Raw genomic sequence first — 21,528 nt, forward strand, 5'->3', positions numbered from 1 at the left:
GCTTCCCGATCGTCCTGAGCCTGTCGAAGGGCGGTTTTCCGATCGTCCTGAGCTTGTCGAAGGGCCTGAGCTTGTCGAAGGGCCTGAGCCTGTCGAAGGGCTCACCAGCCCCTTGGCAGAAGCTTCGACAGGCTCAGCCCGAACGGTCCTTGTGTCGGCGCTCATGCCTCCCTCCCTTTCATGGCAAAGATCCCCTGCGGTCGCTTCTGGATGAAGACGATGATGAACACCAGCACCGCGATCTTGGCCAGCACTGCGCCCGCCCAGCCTTCGATGAATTTGTTGAGCACACCCAGGCCCAGCGCTGCGTACACCGTGCCCGCGAGCTGGCCTACGCCACCGAGCACCACCACCATGAAGGAGTCGACGATGTAGTTCTGGCCGAGATCGGGGCCGACGTTACCGATCTGGCTCAATGCGCAACCGGCCAGCCCCGCGATGCCCGAACCCAGTGCGAAGGCGTAGGTGTCGATGCGGGCGGTGTTCACGCCCATGCACGACGCGATCGGCCTGTTCTGGGTGACGCCACGCACGAACAAACCGAGCCGCGTCTTGCCGATCAGCAACGCCACGCCGAGCAGAACGGCAAGCGCGAAACCGATGATGATGATGCGGTTCCACGGCAGGTTGAGGTTGCCCAGCAGAGTGATGCCGCCGCTCATCCACGACGGGTTTTCCACACCCACGTTCTGCGCCCCGAACAGGCTGCGCACCGCCTGCATCAGCACCAGGCTGATGCCCCAGGTGGCCAGCAGGGTCTCCAGCGGTCGGCCATAGAGGAAACGGATCACCGAACGCTCCATGGCCGCACCGACCAGGCCCGACGCGAGAAAGGCCACCGGCATGGCGACCAGCAGGTACCAGTCGAAATACTCGGGCAGCGACTGGCGAAAGAAGGTCTGAACCAGCCAGGTGGCGTAGGCGCCAATCATGATGAGCTCACCATGCGCCATGTTGATCACGCCCATCAAGCCATAGGTGATGGCCAGGCCGAGTGCGGCCAGCAGCAGGATGGAACCCAGGCTGATGCCGGTGAAAGCCTGGGCCAGCGCGCTGCCGATGGCCAGCGTGCGGTCAATGCCCTTGAGCGATGCATCGAGCGCGGCCTTCACCTCGGCGCTGGTTTCCTTTTCCATCTGCTGCTGCAGAAGCGGCCGCACGATTGGTTGCCGCGCTTCACCGAGTTTTTGCGCGGCGGACAGGCGCTGCGCAGGGTCCACGCTGGCGAGCAACACAGCCGCCTGCGCCAGTTCCAGGCTCTGGCGTGCGCGCTCATCCAGCTGGCTCGCCAGCGCCTTTTCGATCAGCGGCAACTGGCTCGCATCGGGTTCTTCGAAAGCGGTGCGCTGCAGCGTGCGCGCCGCTTCGCGCTGACGCTCGGGCGGTGCGCCCACCAGTTCCATGCCAGCCAGCGCCGTTTCCATGGCACTGCGCAGGCGGTTGTTGATCATCACGTCGCTCGCATCTTCCGGCAGCGTCGCGAGCTTCTCACCGGTCACCGCGTCCACAGCGCCATCGCCATCGACCAGCAGCACACGCTCGCCCTGCACACGCACGGCCTCGGCGGACATGGCCTTGATGAGGGCAGCAGCCTTTTCGTCCGGCTCGGCGGCGAGGCGGTTCAGGGTGTCGATTCGGGTGTCGGTGTCGCCATCGACCACGGCCAGCGCATCGGCGGGCGTGAGTGCGTGGACCGAGCCTGTGCACACCAGCGTGACAGCGAGCAGACAACGAAGAATAAGAAGACGGCCCATCAAGACACTTTCAGATATTGCCCAACAGGCCAACGGGAGCCAGCCGCTGCTATGGCTTTCACAACCTTCCCCCGCTCGCCCTGAGCCTGTCGAAGGGCTCACCCACACGTGGGCATGGTTTCGACAGGCTCAGCACGAACGGAAGTTCGGCAGATCACTTCTTCATTTCAGGCACGTTTTTCTTGCCCTTGTTCTCCGCGATGTAGTCGCTCCACGGATCGGCGACCACCGGACCCGGCGTCTTCCACACCACGTTGAACTGACCGTCGGCCTTGACTTCGCCGATGAACACGGGCTTGTGCAAGTGGTGGTTTTCCTTGTCCATGGTGCTGGTGAAGCCACCGGGCGCCTTGAAGGTCTGGCCGGCCATGGCGGCGATGACCTTGTCGGTGTCGGTGGACTTGGCCTTGGCCACGGCCTGCGCCCACATGTTGATGCCGATGTAGGTGGCTTCCATCGGGTCGTTGGTCAGCGGCTTGTCCTTGTGGCCGGGGATGTTCTTGGCCTTGGCGTAAGCGGCCCACTTCTTGGTGAACTCGGTGTTGGCCGGGCTCTTGATGCTCATGAAGTAGTTCCAGGCGGCCAGGTGACCCACCAGCGGCTTGGTATCCACGCCACGCAGTTCTTCTTCACCCACCGAGAAGGCCACCACCGGCACGTCCTTGGCCGAGAGGCCGGCATTGCCCAGTTCCTTGTAGAACGGCACGTTGGAGTCGCCGTTGATGGTGGAGACCACGGCCGTCTTCTTGCCGGCTGACGAGAACTTCTTGATGTTGGCGATGATGGTCTGGTAATCGGAGTGCCCGAAGGGGGTGTACTCCTCCATGATGTCCTCGTCCTTCACGCCCTTGGCCTTCAGGAAGGCGCGCAGGATCTTGTTGGTCGTGCGCGGGTACACATAGTCGGTACCCAGCAGCACCCAGCGCTTGGCGCTGCCGCCGTCTTTGCTCATCAGGTATTCCACAGCGGGAATGGCCTGCTGGTTGGGCGCGGCGCCGGTGTAGAACACGTTCTTGCTCAGCTCTTCACCTTCGTACTGCACCGGATAGAACAGCAGGCCGTTGGCCTCTTCCACCACCGGCAGCACCGACTTGCGCGACACCGACGTCCAGCAGCCAAAGATCACCGCCACCTTGTCCTGCGTGAGCAACTGCTTGGTCTTCTCGGCGAACAGCGGCCAGTTGGAGGCCGGGTCCACCACCACAGGCTCCAGCTTCTTGCCGAGCACGCCGCCCTTGGCGTTGATCTCGTCGATGGCCATGAGCACCGTGTCCTTGAGCACGGTTTCCGAAATGGCCATGGTGCCCGAGAGGCTGTGCAGAACGCCGACCTTGATGGTGCTCTGTGCGTGAGCCGGCAGAGCGGACAGGCCGCCCAACGTGGCCACCATGGCGGCAGCCGAGAGGGTCTTGAGGGTAAAACGGCGGGCGTTTTGGGTGTTCGACATGCGCTTCTCCAGTGTTCCAGTGGTGTCCCGTGAAGGGGTGGGTGTTGGCGCCGCCGGCTGCCCTCTTCGGGCGTGGCACAGCGGACAACTGGATGCTAGGGATGGCGTCTGTCGGTGTATGTACGCCGGGTGGCGTACGCCGCCCGGTCAGCCTCCGTGCTGCGGCTGCAGCAGCGGCACCCGGTTGATCGCCATCGCCGCCGCCGCCGTTCGCGTCTCCACACCGAGCTTGGCGTAGATGCGTTCCAGGTGCTTCTTCACCGTGGCGGGACTCGAACCCAGGATGTCGCCGATATCGCGGTTGATCTTGCCCTTGACCACCCAGTACAGCACTTCGGCTTCTCGCGCGGTCAGGCCGAAGGCGCCCGCCAGGCTGGAGAGCACGCTGGCGTCGGATGTCTCCTGCATCACGATGAGCCAGTCGCCGCCCTCTTCCCCACTGTCTTCGCCGTCCTGGTCGCCCACACGCTGATGCAGGCGAAAGGTGAGGCGCCTCGGCCCGTTCTCCAGCGTCAAGCGCGGCGGCTCGCGATGGTCGAGCGCTTCACCGAGGTGGCGGCGCAGCCACTGCAGCACAGCGGGTGGCGTGGTGGGCGCCTCGGTGCCGCAGTAGTTGCGCAGCAGGTCCCGCGCCAGCGGGGTCTGCCACATCAGGCGCCCATCTCGTTCGCGCACGGTGATGGTGGCGTAGCCAAACGCATCAAGGGCGTTGCGCGCCTGGCTGCGCTCCACCGCGCCCTGGCGCACATGGCGCGCGGTGCGCAGGTGCACGCCCATGCGCGCCATCACCTCACGCGGCTTGATCGGCTTGGTCACGTAGTCGGCACCGCCGGCATCGAGCGCGGCCACCAGGTGCTCGGTGTCGGTGAGGCCGGTCATGAAGATGATGGGGATGTGCGCCGTGGCTGGCTGAACCTTCAAACGGCGCGCCACTTCGAAGCCGTCGATACCCGGCATCACCGCATCGAGCAGCACCACGTCGGGCAGGGCCTGGGTGGCGCGGCGAATGGCGCTCTCGCCATCGAGTGCCACCAGCACGGTGTAGCCGGCCTCGTCGAGCGCGTCGTGCAGCGGCGCTACGTTGTCGGGCACGTCGTCGACGATCAGCACCACCAGCGAATCGGTGAGCTGCAACGGTGGGGGTGTCTGGGCCGCTGAAGCGGCGTGGGGTTCAACCGGGTGCGGCATGGTGTTGCAGCAATTGCTGTTCGATGGTCTCGAAACGGAATTCGCGTGCCAGTGTGCGCAAGCCTTGTGCGAAGACGGCCTGCTCGGGGCGTCGCTGCACCCACTCGTCGAGCCACTGCACGATGCCCTTGTAGTAACCCAGGCGCACCAGTTCGAGCAGGGGCTCAAGCTCGGCGCGGCTGGCGGGCGCGGCGGCCACGCGCGACGCAGCCGGTTGATCGGGCGCGGTCTCTGCGATCCAGACCAGGGTGAGGCGCTGGCCCAGCCAGGTGAGCAGGTCATCACGCCGGACAGGTTTGACGAAAAAGTCCTGCGGTTGGTGCCCGAGGTCGTTGTCCAGCCCTTTGTCGAACGCATTGGCCGAGACGATGGCCAGCGGCACGCTGTGCCAACCGCGCGCGCGCAGGCGGCGCACCGTCTCCCAGCCGTCGATGCCGGGCATGGCCAGGTCCATGAAGATCGCGTGTGGCGCACCGGGCCCACCGGGTTGCAGGTCTTCGAGCAAAGCCAGCGCGTCCAGCCCGCTGGTGGCCAGCATCACGTCAAAGCCCAGCGGCGCCAGCCAGCGCGAGAGCAGTTCGCGGTCTGCCTCCTCGTTGTCCACCACCAGCACGCGCCGCCGCTCGCCGCTGTAGCCGGCGAACTGCGCCACGGCCTGAGGGCCGGGCAACACCGTGCCGTGCAGCTCAGGCAGGAAGAGGCGCACCGTGAACACCGTGCCCTGCCCTGGCGCGCTGCGCACCGTCATCTCGCCGCCCATGAGATCGGTCAGCATCTTGGCGATGGTCAGGCCCAGGCCCGTGCCCGGGCTTCCGGTGGCCGAGCCCACGGTATCGCCCTGGCCGCGCGCGAAAGGCTCGAACACGCGCTCCAGGTCTTGCGCGCTCATGCCAGGGCCCGTGTCATGCACCTCGAACTGCGCCATCTCGCGTGCGTGCGTCACGCGCAGGCGCACCTGGCCCGAGCGCGTGAACTTGACCGCATTGCCCAGCAGGTTGATGAGGATCTGCCGCAGGCGTTTTTCGTCGGCGCGCACCGCATCGGGCAGGCGGCTGCCGGTGTCGAACACGAAGCGCAGTCCCTTGGCGGCAGCCTGCAGCTCGAACATGCTGGCCACCTCCTGCATGGTGCCCGCAAAGGCCATCGGGCGCACGTCCAGCGCCAGCTTGCCAGACTCGATGCGCGCAATGTCCAGCGTGCCTTCAATCAGCGAGAGCAGGTGCTCGCCGCCCCGGTGGATCACGCGAATGGCCTGCGCGCGGTGGGGCGCCATGCCCGTGTCTTCCTGCAGCAGTTGCGCGTAGCCCAGGATGCTATTGAGCGGCGTGCGCAGTTCGTGGCTGATGGTGGAGATGTAACGCGTCTTGGCCTGGTTGGCCTGCTCGGCGGCGTGGCGCGCCTGTTGCAAAGCCTCGTCGGTGCGCTGGTGCGACTCGATCTCGTGCATCAGCAGGCGTGTCTGCCGGTTTGACTCTTCCTGCGCCACCTCGCGGCTCTTGTGCGCCAGCACCAGCCACCAGGCCACCGTGGCGGCAATCAGCAGCAGCACCGCGTACACGCGCAAGAAGCCTGAGCGCAAGGCGGCGTCGAGCAACGACACATTGGCCGCCACGCCCAGGCCCTGGCTCAAGCCCTCCACTTCCTGCCGGTACAGCAGGCCGAGCACGGCCGCGAGCACCGGCGCGATCACCATCATGAGCAACAGGTAGTGCGCAAGGCCCGCCTCCAGGTATGGCCACACGCTGCGCGGCATCACGTGGCGTAGGGCGCCGATCCATTGCTCGGACAGGCGCGCGTGTGGTTTGCAGAGGTCGCCGCAGCGCGCGTCCAGCGTGCAGCAGAGCGAGCAGATGTTGCCCTGGTAGGCGGGACAGTGCGCCATGTCGGGCGCTTCGTACTCACGTTCGCAAATGACGCACTTGAGAACTCCCCACGCGCCGCCTGCGGCGTCATCTCCCTGGAGGGGAGCAGCACCTGCGGCCTGGCGGAGCCAGATCCGCGGAGTTTCTGGAGCGTGATCCCTCTGCACATGACCCGCCCGTGCGATGTAATACCGCCCCTTCGTGAGCCAGGCGATCGCCGGCGCCGCCGCCAGCGCCGTCACCATCGCGATCACCGCCGAGAACGCCTGCGCACCCGGCCCCAGCAGACCCATGTGCGCCACGATGGACAGCGCCGACGCCAGCCCCATCGCACCAACACCCACGGGGTTGATGTCGTAGAGATAGGCCCGCTTGAACTCGATGCCCTTGGGCGACCAGCCCAGCGGCTTGTTGATCACCAGGTCGGCCACCACCGCCATGATCCAGGCGATGGCGATGTTGGAGTACAGCCCCAGCACCTCGCCCAACGCCTGGAATACGTTCATCTCCATCAGCATGAAGGCGATCAGGGTGTTGAACACCACCCACACCACGCGGCCAGGGTGGCTGTGGGTGATGCGCGAGAAAAAATTGCTCCAGGCCAGCGAGCCGGCGTAAGCGTTGGTCACGTTGATCTTGAGCTGCGACACCACCACGAACAATGCTGTGGCCGCCACCGCCCAGCCGTAATCGGAAAACACGAACTCGTAGGCCGCCAGGTACATCTGGTTGGGGTCCACGGCTCGCTCGGGCGGCACCATGTGGCTGATGGCCAGGTAGGCCAGCAACGCGCCGCCCAGCATCTTGATCACACCCAGCACCACCCACCCCGGCCCGCCCGCCAGCACGCCGGCCCACCAGCGCCAGGCCTTTCCGGGTTCCTTGGCCGGCATGAAGCGCAAGTAGTCGGCCTGCTCGCCCATCTGCGTGACAAGCGCAATGCCCACCGTGAGGGCTGCACCAAACAGGTGCCAGTCAAAAACGGTGCCTGCACCAGATTCGCCTCCGTACTGCACCACCTTGGTGAACGTCTCGGGTGCCATGACGGCCACGGCGATGAAGGGCACCACCATCATCACCAGCCACAGGGGCTGGGTCCAGACCTGGAAACGGCTGATGACCGAGACCCCATGCGTCACCAGCGGAATCACCACCAGAGCACAGATGAGATAGCCCCAGGCGGGCGGGATGTCCAGCGCCAGTTCGAGCGCGTAGGCCATCACCGCGGCTTCGAGCGCGAAGAAGATGAAGGTGAACGACGCGTAGATCACCGAAGTGATGGTCGAACCGATGTAGCCGAAGCCCGCGCCGCGGGTGAGCAGATCCATGTCGATGCCGTGGCGCGCGGCGTAGATGCTGATGGGCAGGCCAGCCATGAAGATGATGAGCCCGGTGCAAAGAATCGCGAGCGCGGCGTTGACGAAGCCATACTTCACCAGCAGGGTGGCGCCCACGGCCTCCAGAATCAGGAACGAGGCCGCGCCGAACGCGGTGTTGGCCACGCGCCATTCCGACCACTTGCGAAAGCGCTGCGGCGTGTAGCGCAGCGCGTAGTCTTCCATGGTCTCGCTGCCGACCCAGCTGTTGTAGTCGCGACGCACCTTTATGATGCGTTGCGGCGCCGCAGGCTCGGCCGGATCTGGAGCATGGAGTTCGGGCAAGGCGTTGTTCACACGGGGTTTGTGCAGCTTTCATGCCACGCCGTCGAGCCGGGGCACGGGAATTGCTGACCCACCCACTCAAGCAAGACCGAAGAGAGCGCCCGCACCACCATGGAACTCACGCCCCGAGAAAAAGACAAGCTGCTGATTTTCACCGCCGCCTTGCTCGCCGAGCGGCGCCGCGCGCGCGGCCTCAAACTCAACCACCCCGAAGCCATCGCCCTGATCACCGCCGCCGTGATGGAGGGCGCTCGCGACGGCAAGAGCGTCGCCCAGCTCATGAGCGAAGGCCGCAGCGTGCTCACCCGCGCCGACGTGATGGAGGGCATCGCCGAGATGATCCCCGACATCCAGGTCGAGGCCACCTTCCCCGACGGCACCAAGCTCGTGACCGTTCACCAACCCATCGTCTAAGCACCTGGAGCCACCGATGACCTTCGCCTCATGGATCAAGCGCGGCCTGCCCGCCGTGGCCCTTGCCGCCCTGTCGTTTTCCGCCGCTGCACACGTGGGCGATGCCCATGACCACGGCGGAATGCTGGCCGGCTTCCTGCACCCCGTCACCGGACTGGACCACCTGGCCGCGATGCTCGCAGTGGGCGTGTGGAGCGCCATGACCACGCGGCGCCTGTGGGTCGCCCCGGTGTCGTTTGCGGCCTTGCTGCTGGTGGGCGCACTTCTGGCGCAGGCGGGCGTGGCCTTTCCCGCCATCGAACCCATGATCGCGGCCTCCATGCTGGTGGTGGGCCTGCTCCTTGCCGCACGGGTGCAGCTGCCCGAAGCAACGGGCGCCTTGCTGGTGGGCGCATTCGCGCTTTTTCACGGCGCGGCCCACGGGCAGGAACTCGCCGACGGGGCCGCACTGGCCGGCATGGTGCTGGGCACGGCCCTGCTGCACGCAACGGGCATCGCCCTGGGCCTGGGCCTCAAGCGCGCCCATGCGTGGCTGCCGCGCGTGGCTGGCGGCCTGGTCGCGCTGATGGGGCTGAACATGGCCTGGGGCCTGCTGGCCGGCTGAGCAGAGGACATCACATGATTCCCGGCGAACTCCTCATCGACGCGGGCGAGCACTCGCTCAACCCCGGCCGCCGCACCCTCACCCTGGTGGTGAAGAACACCGCCGACCGGCCCATTCAGGTCGGCTCGCACTACCACTTTGCCGAAACCAACGGCGCGCTCGACTTTGATCGCACCGCCGCACGCGGCATGCGCCTGAACATCGCCAGCGGCACCGCCGTGCGGTTCGAACCCGGACAACAGCGCACGGTGGAACTGGTGGACTTCGCTGGCACCCGCCATGTCTATGGCTTTCGCGGCCTGATCCAGGGCGCGCTCTGAGAAATACACACCCATGGCCAGCATTCCCCGCAGCGCCTATGCCGACATGTTCGGCCCCACCGTGGGCGACCGCCTTCGCCTGGCCGACACCGGCCTCATGATCGAGATCGAAAATGACTTCACGCTCAACGCCGGCGGCTACGGCGAAGAGGTGAAGTTTGGAGGCGGCAAGACCATCCGCGACGGCATGGCCCAAAGCCAGCGCACGCGCGCCGAGGGCACCGTGGACACGGTGATGACCAACGCCGTCATCGTCGACCACTGGGGCATCGTGAAGGCCGACATCGGCTTGAAAGGCGGCCGCATCGTGGCCATCGGCAAGGCCGGCAACCCCGACACCATGCCGGGCGTGGACATCGTCATCGGCCCCGGCACCGAAGTCATCAGTTGCGAAGGCCACATCGTCACGGCCGGCGGCATCGACAGCCACATCCACTTCATCTGCCCGCAGCAGGTGGACGAAGCCCTGACATCGGGCATCACCACCATGCTCGGCGGCGGCACCGGGCCTGCCACGGGCACCTTTGCCACCACCTGCACCCCTGGGCCCTGGCACATCGAACGCATGCTGCAGGCCGCCGACGGCCTGCCGATGAACCTGGGTTTTCTGGGCAAAGGCAACGCCAGCCTGCCGGCGGCGCTTCACGAGCAGGTGAACGCCGGCGTGATCGGCTTGAAGTTGCACGAGGACTGGGGCACCACGCCCGCCGCCATCGACAACTGCCTGAGCGTGGCCGAAGCGGCCGACGTGCAGGTCGCGATCCACAGCGACACGCTCAACGAATCGGGTTTTGTGGAGAACACCATTGCGGCGACCAAGGGCCGCAGCCTGTGCGCCTTCCACACCGAGGGCGCCGGCGGTGGCCACGCGCCCGACATCCTGCGCGTGGTGGGGGAGGCCAACTTCCTACCCTCCTCCACCAACCCCACCATGCCCTACACCGTCAACACGCTCGATGAGCATGTGGACATGTTGATGGTGTGCCACCACCTGGACGCCGGCATCGCCGAAGACCTGGCCTTCGCCGAGAGCCGCATCCGCCGCGAGACGATTGCGGCCGAAGACATCCTGCACGACATGGGCGCCATCAGCATGATGAGCAGCGACAGCCAGGCCATGGGCCGCGTGGGCGAAGTCATCATCCGCACCTGGCAGGCGGCAGACAAGATGAAAAGCCAGCGCGGCTGGCTGGCACCCGAACCGGTCTCCCTGAGCCTGTCGACGGGTCGGACTGAACCTGGCCTTCGACAAGCTCAGGCCGATCGGGATTCGCGCAACGACAACTTCCGCGTCAAGCGATACATCGCCAAGTACACCATCAACCCCGCCATCGCCCACGGCATTTCACACGTCGTTGGCTCGCTCGAGGTGGGCAAGTGGGCCGATCTGGTGGTGTGGAAACCCGCCTTCTTCGGTGTCAAACCCACCATCGTCATCAAGGGCGGCAGCATCGCGCTGGCCGCCATGGGCGACCCCAATGCTTCCATCCCGACGCCGCAACCGGTGCACTACCGGCCCATGTTCGGCAGCTTCGGTGGCGCCCTGGCCCGCAGCAGCCTCACTTTCGTCTCTCAGGCCGCGCTGTCGGCCGGGGTGGGTGAACGCTTCGGCCTGCACAAGCCACTGGTGGCGGTGCAGCGCTGCCGCGGCGTGACCAAGAGCCACATGGTGCACAACGGCCTGCTGCCGAAGATGGAGATCGACCCGCAAACCTACGCCGTGCGCGCCGATGGCCAGCTGCTCACCTGCGAGCCGGCCAGCGTGCTGCCCATGGCACAACGCTACTTCCTGTTCTGATCCGTCGGTTCATGCTGCAAGTCTCCAAGCTCATTCCGCAGGGCAAAGGCCTGGCGCCCACCCTGGTGCAGCGCGCTGCCCAGCTCGTGCTGGACTGGGACGTGCGGCAGAAGAGCCGCTTCGACGCCACCGCTTCGGACGAGCGCCACGTGGGCGTGTTCCTGCCGCGCGGCACCGTGGTGCGCGGCGGCGACGTGCTGCTCACTCAGGACGGATCGTTCCTGCGCGTGGTGGCCGCGCCGCAGCCCGTGCTTCGCATCACCGCCTGCCCAGACCATCCCGCGCACGAACAGGCCTTCGACCTCATGCGCGCGGCCTACCACCTGGGCAACCGGCACGTCCCCATCGAATTGCAGCCCGACCACCTCAAGATCGAACCCGACCATGTGCTGGCCGACATGCTGAGAGCCATGCACCTCACGGTGGTGGATGCGCGCGAGCCGTTCGAGCCCGAGGGTGGTGCCTACGGCGCCCAGGGCGCTGGTCATGGCCATCACCACGGGCACGGTCATGCCCACCACGTACACGGGCATGACCACGGCTGACCCCGGCGAGCCCGCGCGCTCGGCATCGGGCCTGCTGCAGATCCTCTGGCTGGCATCACCTGCGCTGCCGGTGGGCGGTTTCTCCTACTCCGAAGGCCTGGAAGCCGCCGTGGACGCCGGCCTGGTGACCGACGAACACAGCGCCGCGAACTGGCTTGCCGACCAGTTGCACCTGGGCCTGGCGCGCGCCGACCTGGCGGTGGCGGCGCAAGCCATTCCCGCCTGGCGACACAACGATCTGGCGCGCATCCAGACGCTCAACCACTGGGTGCTGCAGACGCGTGAGACGCTCGAATTCCGTTTGCAGAGCGAGCAAATGGGGCGCTCCCTGCTGGAGTGGGCGCGCCAGCTCGGCGAACTGGGTGCCGGCGTGTTCGAGCAATTGCAGGCCGCCCAGCTGGACCCACCCACCTACCCCGTGGCGTGCGCCTGCGCCGCTGCGCGCGCCGATGCCAGTGTGCGCGACAGCCTGCTGGGCTATGCCTTTGGCTGGACCGAGAACATGGTGCAGGCGGCCATCAAATCCGTGCCGCTGGGCCAGAGCGCCGGCCAGCGGATGCTGGCCCGCCTGGCGCTGCAGATACCCGTCGCGGTCGACCACGCCATGGCTCTGCCCGACGAACACCGCCAGGCTTTCACCCCGCTGCTGGCGATCCTTTCCGCCCAACACGAAACGCAGTACTCTCGCCTTTTCCGCTCGTGATCCATCCCGTTCGCCCTGAACCTGTCGAGAAGCTTGGCTGAGCTTGCCGAAGCTTTCACAACAAGGAGACACCCTTGGCCGCCCTGCACCACATCCCCCACCGCACGAAATTGCTGCCCCCGCTGCGCGTGGGCATTGGCGGGCCAGTTGGCTCCGGCAAGACCACCTTGCTGGAAATGCTGTGCAAGGCCATGCGCGAACGCTATGACCTGGTCGCCATCACCAACGACATCTACACCAAGGAAGATCAACGTCTGCTCACCGTCAGCGGCGCGCTGCCGGCCGAACGGATCATGGGCGTGGAGACCGGCGGCTGCCCGCACACCGCCATTCGCGAAGACGCCTCGATCAATCTGGAGGCCATCGACCGCATGCTCGATCAGTTTCCCGATGCCGACGTGGTGTTCATCGAGTCGGGCGGCGACAACCTGGCCGCCACCTTCAGCCCGGAACTCTCCGACCTCACCATCTACGTGATCGACGTCGCCGCAGGCGAGAAAATTCCACGCAAGGGTGGCCCAGGCATCACCAAGAGCGACCTCTTCGTCATCAACAAGACCGACCTCGCCCCGCACGTGGGTGCCGACCTGGAAGTGATGAAGACCGACACCGCACGCATGCGCCCGGACAGCGCGCGCCGCCCCTGGGTCATGACCAACCTCAAGACGCTCTCGGGTTTGGACGAGGTGGTGACGTTCATCGAGACGCGCGGCATGTTGCGCGCTACCGAACCCGCGCTGGCCTGAGTCGCGCAGGCTAGAATCGCGGCCATTGCGTTCGCACCCGGAGACGTGGGTGAGTGGTTTAAACCAGCAGTCTTGAAAACTGCCGACGGGTAACCGTCCGTGAGTTCGAATCTCACCGTCTCCGCCAACTGCACCAAAAACCAACGGGCCTCAAGGGCCCGTTTTGTCTGGTTTGCATTTTCATGCCCGGCTGCGCCGGTGGTGCGTTATTTCGCCGCAACCTGGTTGGCCTGCAGGCCAGCCATGCGAATCTGCTCGGCTTGGGCCGGCGTCGCAAACTTCATTTCTTCACCGATGTCCAGCAGACCCAGGCGACGGGCTTCGGCCGTCTCTGCGGCCACTTGTGCACGGGTCTTGCCAGCGGTTTCGGTCTTTTGAACCGGGGTGATCTCGCCGTTGGCGATCAGGCCGGCGTTGCGAGCGGCAATGGCCTGACCGCGGACTTCGGCGTGGCTGGCCTGGGAGGTGAAGGAGAAAACCTCATTGCCCTGGATGGGGCCTTCGGCAAAAGAGGCGCCAGCGGCAACGGTCAGGGCGAGGGGCAGAAGGATGCGGGTAGAGAGTTTCATGATGGTTCCTTGTGAGAGGGTGGTTGGATCGGGGTTTCGTGCCGCTTTGTGTTCGGCACAGGAGAGACTGTAGAAACCCGGTCTGTCGTTTTCCGAACAGGAGAATTACCAATTCGTAATCCAGAAAAACCGGGCCATCCCCGACAATTCAGGGACTTGTGGTGCCCTGAGGGGCGCCGATCCTATCACCCCTGCAAGGGCCCTCAACATGCGCGTGCTGGTCATCGAAGACGAATCCAAGCTGGCGGACTACGTCAAGCGCGGGCTGTCCGAGGCCGGCTATACGGTGGACGTGGCACGCGACGGCATCGAGGGCCGCTACCTGGCGCTGGAAGGCGACTACCAGCTCCTGGTGCTGGACATCATGCTGCCCGGCATCGACGGCTTCGGCGTGCTCTCGGCGCTGCGCGAGAAGCGCAACACCCCGGTGCTGATGCTGACCGCACGCGACCGCGTGGAAGACCGTGTGCAGGGCCTGCAGGCTGGCGCGGACGACTATCTGGTCAAGCCCTTCGCGTTCTCGGAACTGCTGGCGCGCGTGGCAGCGCTCCTGCGGCGCGGGCCCTCCGCCACTGAATCAGCCGCCAACACGCGCATGGCCGTCAGCGACCTGGAAATGGACTTGCTCAGCCGCAAGGCCTGGCGCGCAGGCCAGCGGCTGGACCTGACCGCCAAGGAATTCGCGCTGCTGGCGCTGCTGGCGCGGCGCAAGGGGCAGATTCTTTCGCGCACGACCATTGCCGAACAGGTGTGGGACATGAACTTCGACTCGGACACCAACGTGGTGGAGGTGGCGGTGCGCCGCCTGCGCTCGAAGATGGACGACCCCTTCAAACCCAAGCTGCTGCACAACGTGCGTGGCATGGGCTATGTGCTGGAGGAACGCTCATGAACGCCGCAGATACGTTCAACGCGGTACCCACCGCTCAGGCCGAACCCACGCCTTGCGCGTACTCGATTGGACGGCGCCTCTCACTGTTGCTGGCGATCCAGACCGTGATTGGTCTGGGCGTGCTGCTGGCCATCATCTATGGCGCCACCACCATGCTCTTCAACGCCAAGCACGAGGAAGAGCTGCGCAGCAACACTGCCGTGCTGGTCGATGTGGTGCGCGAAGCCCATGCCCAGGGTGGAGAGGCCGAGGTCAAGGCCAAACTGGCCTGGATCTCTGAACGCAGACCCGGCACCTTCGTGCAAATGACCCGCGCCGATGGCAGCGAGCTCTACCGCGATGCGGCGCCCACCTTCGACATCACGCAGCAGACCTCTCGTGCCATGGACTTTTCAGTGCCCATTGCCAATGGCTCCGCGCTTGCTGGCAAGGTGGTGCTGGACTGCTCGCAGGACGCCAAGACCGCGAAGCGCATGGCCTTGCTGCTGATCGGTTCGGTCATTGCCGGCGCGGCTCTGGTCGGCTGGGGCACTTTCTGGCGCGTTCGCTGCAGCCTGCGGCCCTTGCTCGACCTGGCCGCGCAGACCAAGGCCATCGACGCGCGCCGCCTGGGCCAGCGGCTTTCGCTGGCGGAGCCGGTGGAAGAGTTACAGCCGCTCATTGACCAGTTCAATGGGCTGATGAACCGGGTTGAACGCACCTACGTGCAGCTCGAAGGCTTCAATGCGGACGTGGCGCACGAGCTTCGCACGCCGCTGGCCAACCTGATCGGCCAGACCGAAGTGGCGCTCAGCCGCGAACGCGGCGTGGCCGAACTGGAGGAGACGCTGCACTCGAACCTGGAAGAGTTGCACCGCATGGCCGCCATTGTCAACGACATGCTGTTCCTGGCCCAGGCTGATCGGGGCGTGAAGGCGCGGCGCGCAGAGCCGGTAAGCATGGCCCAACTGGTGCGGCAAGTGGTGGAGTTTCACGAGGCGCCGCTCGAAGATCAGCAACTGCACGTGACCATCGAGGGCGACGCCGACGTGTCGCTGGACGAACCACTGATCAAGCGCGCGCTTTCGAACTTGCTGGGCAATGCGATCCGATACGCCGAGAAGGGGTCGAACGTGGGGGTGCGCATCGTGCGGGAGTCGAGCGACAGCGTGCGTCTGTGGGTGGAGAACGTCGGCCCGGCCATCGAGCCGGAACACCTGCCGCGCCTGTTTGACCGCTTCTTCCGAGCCGACACCTCGCGTTGCGAGCTGGAGAAACCCCACCATGGGTTGGGCCTGTCCATCGTGGCGGCCATCGCCCGCATGCACGACGGCTTCCCGGCCGCCGAGTCGAGCAACGGGACCACGCGCGTGGGCTTCAGTGTGCAGGCCAGCTAAGGCCTGCACCCTCTACTCCGGCAGGAACATCGCCTGCAGGTCGCTGAGAAAATCGAAGCCACGCTCGCTGGGCCAGACCCGGCTGGCATCGCGCTCAATGAGCCCTTGAGCCAATGCGCGGGCCAGTGCGGGCTCGATGCTCGAGAGTGGCAGGCCGGTGCGCTCCACAAAGCCTTGCAGTTCGAAGCCTTCTCGCAAGCGCAATGCATTGAGCATGAACTCGAACGGCAGCTCTTTGCGCGATACCTCGTCGGCGCTCACCACGGCGTTGCCTGCCAGGGCACGTTCCATGTAAAGACGCGGCTCACGAACGCGCACCGGTCTGGCCACACGGTGGGCAAAGCTCAACTTGCCGTGCGCTCCCGCGCCGATGCCAAGGTAGTCGCCGAACTGCCAGTAGTTCAGGTTGTGTGCGCAGCGGTGGCCTTCACGCGCATAGGCCGAAACCTCGTAGCGCTGCAGGCCGGCCTGGCCGGTGAGCTCGGTGATGCGGTCCAGCATGGCCCATGCCTCATCTTCGGGAGGCAAGGTGGGCGGGTACTTGGCAAAGTAGGTGTTGGGTTCCAGCGTGAGGTGGTAGACCGACAGGTGCGGCGGGGAAAACGCCAGCGCGGTGCGCACATCGGTCTCCAGGCTGACCAGCGTCTGCCCGGGCAGCGCGTACATGAGATCAAGGTTGAAGGTTTCGAACGCCTGCGCCGCTTCCTCCACCGCGGCCAGCGCCTGTGCGCGGTCGTGTACGCGGCCCAGCGCCTTCAGGTGCGCATCGTTGAAGCTCTGCACGCCGATTGACAGGCGCGTGATGCCGGCCTGGCGAAATGCGCGGAAACGGTCCTTTTCGAAGGTGCCGGGGTTGGCTTCGAGCGTGATCTCGGCATCGGCTTCGAGGCGCAGGCGCGCACGCACGTCGGCCAGCAGTCGGTCGATCGCCTCGGGCGAAAAAAGGCTGGGCGTACCTCCGCCGATGAACACGCTGTGCACGGTGCGCCCCCAGATCAGCGGCAGCGAAGCCTCGAGGTCGGTGCGCAAGGCGTCGAGGTAGCGCTGCTCGGGCATGGCCTCCCCCAGCGTGGCGGTGGCGGTCCATTCATGCGAATTGAAATCGCAATAGGGACACTTCTTGAGGCACCAGGGCAGGTGGATGTAGAGCGAAAGGGGCGGCAGGCTCTGCAATTGCAGCGTGCCAGGCCGCATCCAGTGCCTGACGTCGTTCGTGTGGGTCATGGCAGGGAGGCGGGCGCAAACCACTGGTCGCGCATCAGTTCCAGCATGCGCTGCGCCGCGCGGCCCCGGTGGCTGTTGGCGTTTTTCACCTCGGTGGGCAGCTGGGCGAAGGTCTTGCCAAAAGCGGGGATGTACATCACCGGGTCGAAGCCGAAGCCGCCCTCGCCCACGGGTTCGCGGGTGATGAGCCCCGGCGCTCGGCCGGTGGCCACCAGCGGCTCGGGATCGTCGGCACTGCGCAAGGCCACCAGGGTGCTCACGAGCGCAGCACGGCGGTCTTCAACACCGGCCATCTGCTCCAGCAAGGCACGCACGTTGTGGTCGTCGCCTTTGGGGTAGCCGAACTGCGTGGCGTAGTAGGCGGTGTCCACCCCCGGCAGGCCGCCGAAAGCCTCCACGCACAGGCCGGCGTCGTCGGCCAGTGCGGGCAGGCCGCTCTCACGCGCAGCATGCCGGGCCTTGGCCAGCGCGTTCTCCACAAAGGTGCGGTGCGGCTCGGGCGCCTCCGGAATGTTCAGATCACCCTGGCGCACCAGCTCCACCCCCAGCGGTGCAAACAGCGCCTGCAATTCGGCGAGCTTGCCGGGATTGTTGGACGCCAGAACCAGCTTCATGCCGGCGCAAGGCCCAATGCGGTGCGTTGAAGTTGCACCAGTTCGCCAATGCCTTTTTCGGCCAGCGCCAGCAGCGCGTCCATCTCAAGGCGCGTGAAGGCCGCGCCCTCGGCCGTGCCCTGCACCTCCACAAAATGCCCGGCACCGGTCATCACCACGTTCATGTCGGTGTCGCAGGCCGAGTCTTCCACGTACTCCAGGTCGAGCAGTGGTGCGCCCTGCAGGATGCCGACCGAAATGGCAGCCACGTGGTCCTTGATGGGGGAGGCTGCGATCTTGCCGCTGGCCAGCAGTTGGGCCACGGCATCGTGAGCAGCCACGAAGGCCCCGGTAATGCTCGCGGTTCGCGTGCCGCCGTCGGCCTGGATCACATCGCAGTCCAGCGAAATGGTTCGCTCGCCCAGCGCTTTCAGGTCGAACACGGCGCGCATCGAGCGGCCGATGAGGCGCTGGATTTCCTGCGTGCGCCCGCTTTGCTTGCCCTTGGCGGCCTCGCGGTCGCTGCGCGTGTGCGTGGCACGCGGCAGCATGCCGTATTCAGCCGTGAGCCAGCCCTCGCCGCTGCCGCGCTTGTGCGGTGGCACCCGCTCTTCCACTGAAGCCGTGCACAGCACCCGCGTGTGGCCAAACTCGATGAGCACTGAGCCCTCGGCATGCATGGTGTAGTGGCGGGTGATGCGCACCGGGCGCAGAGCATCGGCGGCCCGCTGGCCGGGTCGTGTGTATTCACTCATATGGAACCTACGTGCTATGCACTGCGGTGCGAGCTCGCTTGGGGCGGCCCGGCGCAGCGCTCATGGGAAAACCTCAGGTGTTGCGCTCTGCCGTGCGGCGGATCGCGGCATTGATCTCGGCAATCGACTGTTCGATCGCCGCGTCGTCCATGTCCTCGATGGAAGGATCGGGCACGCCCGACTGGATGGTGGAGGCAAACACGCCGTCCTCGATGTCCTCGGTGGACACCCGTGTGGTCTGGAATTCGTCGGCCGTCTCCCATTCCATCGCCAGCACGGTCACGTTGTCGCAGCGCGGGCCACCGCGCTTGAGAGCCATCTCCACCAGCTCAGGCACAGCCTGCTCCAGCGGCCGCTTGGACAATTCGGCCGTGATTTCGTCGTCCGTCACCGTACCCCACAGGCCGTCAGAGCACAGCAGCACGCGGTCGCCCTGCTGCAGCAGCACGGGGCCGGAGAGATCGAACACCGGCTTGGCGGGTGAGCCCAGGCAGGTGAACAGGATGTTGCGGTTGATGTGGTCGGTGGAGCGACCCAGGTGGGCCTGCTGCTCCATGTAGGAGTGATCGCGCGTGCGTGTCAGCATCTGGCCGTGGCGCACCACGTACAGGCGCGAATCGCCACAGTGCACCCAGTGCACATGGCCACGCTCCATGACAGCGGCCACCAGCGTGGTGCGCGGCGTGTCGAGCATGCCCTTTTCGGCGGCGTAGCGGATGATCTGGTGGTGCGCGGCCATGAGCGCGCTGGAGAGAAACTCCGGCACTTCCTTGACCGTGGGGTTGGCGGCCTTCTGGAAGTAGGCCGAGAAGGTCTGCAGGGCCAACTGGGCCGCCATGGCGCCTTCGGGGTGTCCACCCATGCCATCGGCCAGAACGAACAGACCGGACTCGCGGGTATAGGCATAGCCCATGCGGTCTTCGTTTCGCTCCCGGCCTCCCTGGCGGCTGATCTGGTAGACCGAGAACTTCATCGAAACTTGGTACCCGCAGCGGTGGACTTGCGCATCGCCTTCTTGTTGTCGGAGACGATGTTGTCAAACTGCAAGCGCATCTTTTCTGCCACGGTCAGCTTGGTGTAGCTGCGCTCGGTCTCACGGCTGAGTTCCTTCTGCAGGGCGAACACCGATTGCGGGCGCGACAGGGGATCAAGCGACATGCACCACTCCACCACCTCGATGAGGTTGTCGGAGTACACCCCCCGCAGGCGCGACAGCGCCAGCGACAGACGGTCTTTCTCCAGCCGCTGAGGCGCGTCGTTGGGCGGGTAGCCCTGCATGCTGGCGTAGATGCAGGCGCCGATCGCGTAGATGTCGGTCCACGGCCCCATGGAGGAATCGCGGCGGTACATCTCGGGAGCGGCGAAACCCGGTGTGTACATCGGGCGGATGAAGTTGCCTTCCTTGCTCAACACCTCGCGAGCGGCGCCGAAGTCGATGAGCACCGAGCGGTTGTCGTCGGTGACGAAGATGTTGGCCGGCTTGATGTCCAGGTGCAGCATCTTGTGCTGGTGCACGATGCGCAGACCACGCAGCACTTCGTCGTACAGCGAGCGGATGGTGGATTCGCGGAACACCTTCTGCTTCTTGAGCTCACGCGCGGTGATGATGAATTCCTGCAGGGAAGCGCCCTCCAGAAAATTCATCACCATGTAGACGGTCTCGTTCTCGCGGAAGAAATTCAGCACGCTCACCACCGACTGGTGGGAAATCTGCGCCAGTGCCCGGCCTTCTTCGAAGAAACTCTTGAGGCCGAGGCGGTACAGCGAAAGTTTTTCAGGCTGCACCTGAGGCAGGAGTTCCCCGGGACCGCGCGATGCCAGCGAAGAGGGAAGGTATTCCTTGACCGCAACCTGCTGGCCTTCGGTGTCCACGGCCAGGTACACCACACCAAACCCACCCGCTGCGAGCTTGCGGACGATGCGGTAACCACCGATCACAGTGTCGGGTGGCAGCGGTGCGGGTTTGACCTTTGACATAATTCGGATGGTTTCCGGAACGCCTCGTTTTGGACCACTCAACCCGATGGGGCACAGTTCCATGGCAGTTTACAGCATGACCGGCTACGCCACGGCCCACCTCGGGGGCCCAGCCGCCGCCGGGCCCGGCGAATCGGCACGCGATTCCAGACCTGGCCTGGGCGTCGAAATCCGATCGGTCAACAGCCGTTTTCTGGACCTCACTTTCAAGCTGCCCGACGACCTGCGCGGCACCGAACCGGCTTTGCGGGACATGCTCTCCACGCGCCTGAAGCGTGGCAAGGTGGAGGTGAGGGCCTGGATCGAAGGCCGGGCGGATGCCCTGCCACGCCCGCCCAGCGCACAAGACCTCCAGAAACTCGTGGGCTTGCAGGACGCCGTGCGCACCTGGCTGCCCACCGCAGCTCCGCTTTCGGTGGCCGAAGTGCTGCAACTCACCGCGCGCCAGCAAGGAAGCCCGGGCGAACTCCATGATGGTCTGGTGGGCCTGGCTCAGACCGCACTCGACGGCCTCCTGGACGCCCGCGAGCGTGAGGGCAAGCGCCTGGCGGCCATGCTGCTTGACCGGCTCAGCCAGCTGCGCCAGCTCGCCAAGGACGCGCAACCCCTGATCCCCCAACTGGTCGCACAGCAACGCCAGCGCTTCATCGACCGCTGGAACGAAGCCCTGGGCGCCGGCGCCGCAGCGGCGCTGGGCAACACCATCACCTCGGACATGGCCCAGGACCGCGCGTTGACCGAGGCCACGGCCTTTGCCATCCGGATTGACGTCGCCGAAGAACTGACCCGGCTCGATTCGCATCTGGTCGAAATCGAGCGTCTGCTCAAAAAAGGTGCCGACATGGGCAAGCGGCTGGACTTCCTGATCCAGGAACTGCACCGCGAGGCCAACACCATGGGTTCGAAGTCGTCCAACCTGGAACTCACCCGAATCTCGGTGGACATGAAGGTACTGATCGAGCAGATGCGCGAACAGGTCCAGAACTTAGAGTAAGGTCCTAGGGAGGCACATGCCACCCTAAATCGATGCCCTAAGCCGTTGATTTCCAATGGAAAGTTCTTCCAAGAGGTAACACACCGTCCCAGACAGGCGCATGCTT

19 protein-coding genes, 1 tRNA gene and 1 pseudogene are annotated in these 21,528 nt (G+C 65.5%); 11 read left to right on the forward strand and 10 right to left on the reverse strand.

The annotated features are described in order from the left end of the window. Window positions 1–161 precede the first annotated feature (161 nt). The 4 genes from urtB to AB7F11_RS14075 all read right to left on the reverse strand — a co-directional run bounded on the left by urtB (window position 162) and on the right by AB7F11_RS14075 (window position 7,813). The gene (gene urtB / locus AB7F11_RS14060; RefSeq protein ID WP_428291068.1) at window positions 162–1,754 is read right to left on the reverse strand and encodes an urea ABC transporter permease subunit UrtB; all 1,593 of its coding nucleotides are present in this window, start codon (window positions 1,752–1,754) and stop codon (window positions 162–164) included. Window positions 1,755–1,908: 154 nt separating this feature from the next. Then, on the reverse strand, window positions 1,909–3,201 hold the full coding sequence (urtA, locus tag AB7F11_RS14065) for an urea ABC transporter substrate-binding protein (RefSeq protein ID WP_428300115.1): 1,293 nt from the start codon (window positions 3,199–3,201) through the stop codon (window positions 1,909–1,911). 147 nt (window positions 3,202–3,348) lie between these two features. After that, window positions 3,349–4,389, reverse strand: coding sequence for a response regulator (locus tag AB7F11_RS14070; RefSeq protein WP_428291070.1), 1,041 nt, complete (start codon window positions 4,387–4,389; stop codon window positions 3,349–3,351). Next, the gene (locus AB7F11_RS14075) at window positions 4,373–7,813 is read right to left on the reverse strand and encodes a hybrid sensor histidine kinase/response regulator (protein WP_428291086.1); all 3,441 of its coding nucleotides are present in this window, start codon (window positions 7,811–7,813) and stop codon (window positions 4,373–4,375) included. The genes AB7F11_RS14070 and AB7F11_RS14075 overlap by 17 nt, the downstream gene beginning before the upstream one ends. Before the next feature lie 210 nt (window positions 7,814–8,023). On the opposite strand from AB7F11_RS14075, the gene AB7F11_RS14080 reads away from it, so the two are divergent. From AB7F11_RS14080 to AB7F11_RS14115, 8 genes and pseudogenes are all read left to right on the forward strand, one after another. Beyond that, window positions 8,024–8,326 carry an urease subunit gamma gene (locus tag AB7F11_RS14080; protein ID WP_428291071.1) on the forward strand — a complete coding sequence of 101 codons (303 nt, stop codon included), beginning with the start codon at window positions 8,024–8,026 and terminating at the stop codon, window positions 8,324–8,326. Between the two features lie 16 nt (window positions 8,327–8,342). Then, entirely contained in the window at window positions 8,343–8,930 is a 588-nt protein-coding gene (locus AB7F11_RS14085; protein WP_428291072.1) for a HupE/UreJ family protein, read from the forward strand. A gap of 14 nt (window positions 8,931–8,944) precedes the next feature. Further along, the gene (locus AB7F11_RS14090) at window positions 8,945–9,250 is read left to right on the forward strand and encodes an urease subunit beta (protein ID WP_428291073.1); all 306 of its coding nucleotides are present in this window, start codon (window positions 8,945–8,947) and stop codon (window positions 9,248–9,250) included. A 13-nt stretch (window positions 9,251–9,263) separates the two neighbouring features. Further along, complete coding sequence (locus AB7F11_RS14095) at window positions 9,264–11,048, forward strand: urease subunit alpha (RefSeq protein ID WP_428291074.1); 1,785 nt, start codon at window positions 9,264–9,266, stop codon at window positions 11,046–11,048. Window positions 11,049–11,059: 11 nt separating this feature from the next. Continuing rightward, window positions 11,060–11,587 (forward strand): annotated as a pseudogene (gene ureE, locus AB7F11_RS14100) (urease accessory protein UreE); the annotation flags it as partial. After that, window positions 11,559–12,296, forward strand: coding sequence for an urease accessory protein UreF (locus AB7F11_RS14105; protein ID WP_428291075.1), 738 nt, complete (start codon window positions 11,559–11,561; stop codon window positions 12,294–12,296). The pseudogene ureE and the gene AB7F11_RS14105, both read left to right, overlap by 29 nt. Window positions 12,297–12,370: 74 nt before the next feature. Then, a complete protein-coding gene (gene ureG, locus AB7F11_RS14110) occupies window positions 12,371–13,042 on the forward strand; it encodes an urease accessory protein UreG (RefSeq protein ID WP_428291076.1) in 672 nt (223 codons plus the stop codon). 39 nt (window positions 13,043–13,081) lie between these two features. Further along, a tRNA-Ser gene (locus AB7F11_RS14115) sits at window positions 13,082–13,169 on the forward strand. A gap of 79 nt (window positions 13,170–13,248) precedes the next feature. Here AB7F11_RS14115 and AB7F11_RS14120 read toward each other — a convergent pair. Then, a complete protein-coding gene (locus AB7F11_RS14120; protein WP_428291077.1) occupies window positions 13,249–13,611 on the reverse strand; it encodes a DUF4148 domain-containing protein in 363 nt (120 codons plus the stop codon). 208 nt (window positions 13,612–13,819) lie between these two features. On the opposite strand from AB7F11_RS14120, the gene AB7F11_RS14125 reads away from it, so the two are divergent. Beyond that, a complete protein-coding gene (locus tag AB7F11_RS14125) occupies window positions 13,820–14,503 on the forward strand; it encodes a heavy metal response regulator transcription factor (RefSeq protein WP_428291078.1) in 684 nt (227 codons plus the stop codon). Beyond that, on the forward strand, window positions 14,500–15,879 hold the full coding sequence (locus AB7F11_RS14130) for a heavy metal sensor histidine kinase (RefSeq protein WP_428291079.1): 1,380 nt from the start codon (window positions 14,500–14,502) through the stop codon (window positions 15,877–15,879). Before AB7F11_RS14125 ends, AB7F11_RS14130 begins: the two co-directional genes overlap by 4 nt. A gap of 12 nt (window positions 15,880–15,891) precedes the next feature. Here the strand turns inward: AB7F11_RS14130 and hemW are convergent, their stop codons facing one another. From hemW to AB7F11_RS14155, 5 genes are all read right to left on the reverse strand, one after another. Next, on the reverse strand, window positions 15,892–17,103 hold the full coding sequence (gene hemW, locus AB7F11_RS14135; RefSeq protein ID WP_428291080.1) for a radical SAM family heme chaperone HemW: 1,212 nt from the start codon (window positions 17,101–17,103) through the stop codon (window positions 15,892–15,894). Continuing rightward, entirely contained in the window at window positions 17,100–17,717 is a 618-nt protein-coding gene (gene rdgB / locus AB7F11_RS14140) for an RdgB/HAM1 family non-canonical purine NTP pyrophosphatase (RefSeq protein ID WP_428291081.1), read from the reverse strand. Before rdgB ends, hemW begins: the two co-directional genes overlap by 4 nt. Then, window positions 17,714–18,451: a ribonuclease PH gene (gene rph / locus AB7F11_RS14145; RefSeq protein ID WP_428291082.1), complete on the reverse strand. Its 738-nt coding sequence runs from the start codon at window positions 18,449–18,451 to the stop codon at window positions 17,714–17,716. The genes rdgB and rph overlap by 4 nt, the downstream gene beginning before the upstream one ends. A 73-nt stretch (window positions 18,452–18,524) precedes the next feature. Then, a complete protein-coding gene (locus AB7F11_RS14150) occupies window positions 18,525–19,424 on the reverse strand; it encodes a PP2C family protein-serine/threonine phosphatase (RefSeq protein ID WP_428291083.1) in 900 nt (299 codons plus the stop codon). Then, window positions 19,421–20,428, reverse strand: a complete 1,008-nt coding sequence (locus tag AB7F11_RS14155; RefSeq protein ID WP_086124691.1) for a serine/threonine protein kinase — start codon at window positions 20,426–20,428, stop codon at window positions 19,421–19,423. Before AB7F11_RS14155 ends, AB7F11_RS14150 begins: the two co-directional genes overlap by 4 nt. 61 nt (window positions 20,429–20,489) lie before the next feature. Here AB7F11_RS14155 and AB7F11_RS14160 point away from each other — a divergent pair, with 61 nt between their 5' ends. Continuing rightward, the gene (locus AB7F11_RS14160) at window positions 20,490–21,422 is read left to right on the forward strand and encodes a YicC/YloC family endoribonuclease (protein WP_428291084.1); all 933 of its coding nucleotides are present in this window, start codon (window positions 20,490–20,492) and stop codon (window positions 21,420–21,422) included. Window positions 21,423–21,528: the final 106 nt, after the last annotated feature.

Source organism: Hydrogenophaga sp. (genome assembly GCF_050250835.1).
Classification (GTDB): Bacteria; Pseudomonadota; Gammaproteobacteria; order Burkholderiales; family Burkholderiaceae_C; genus Hydrogenophaga.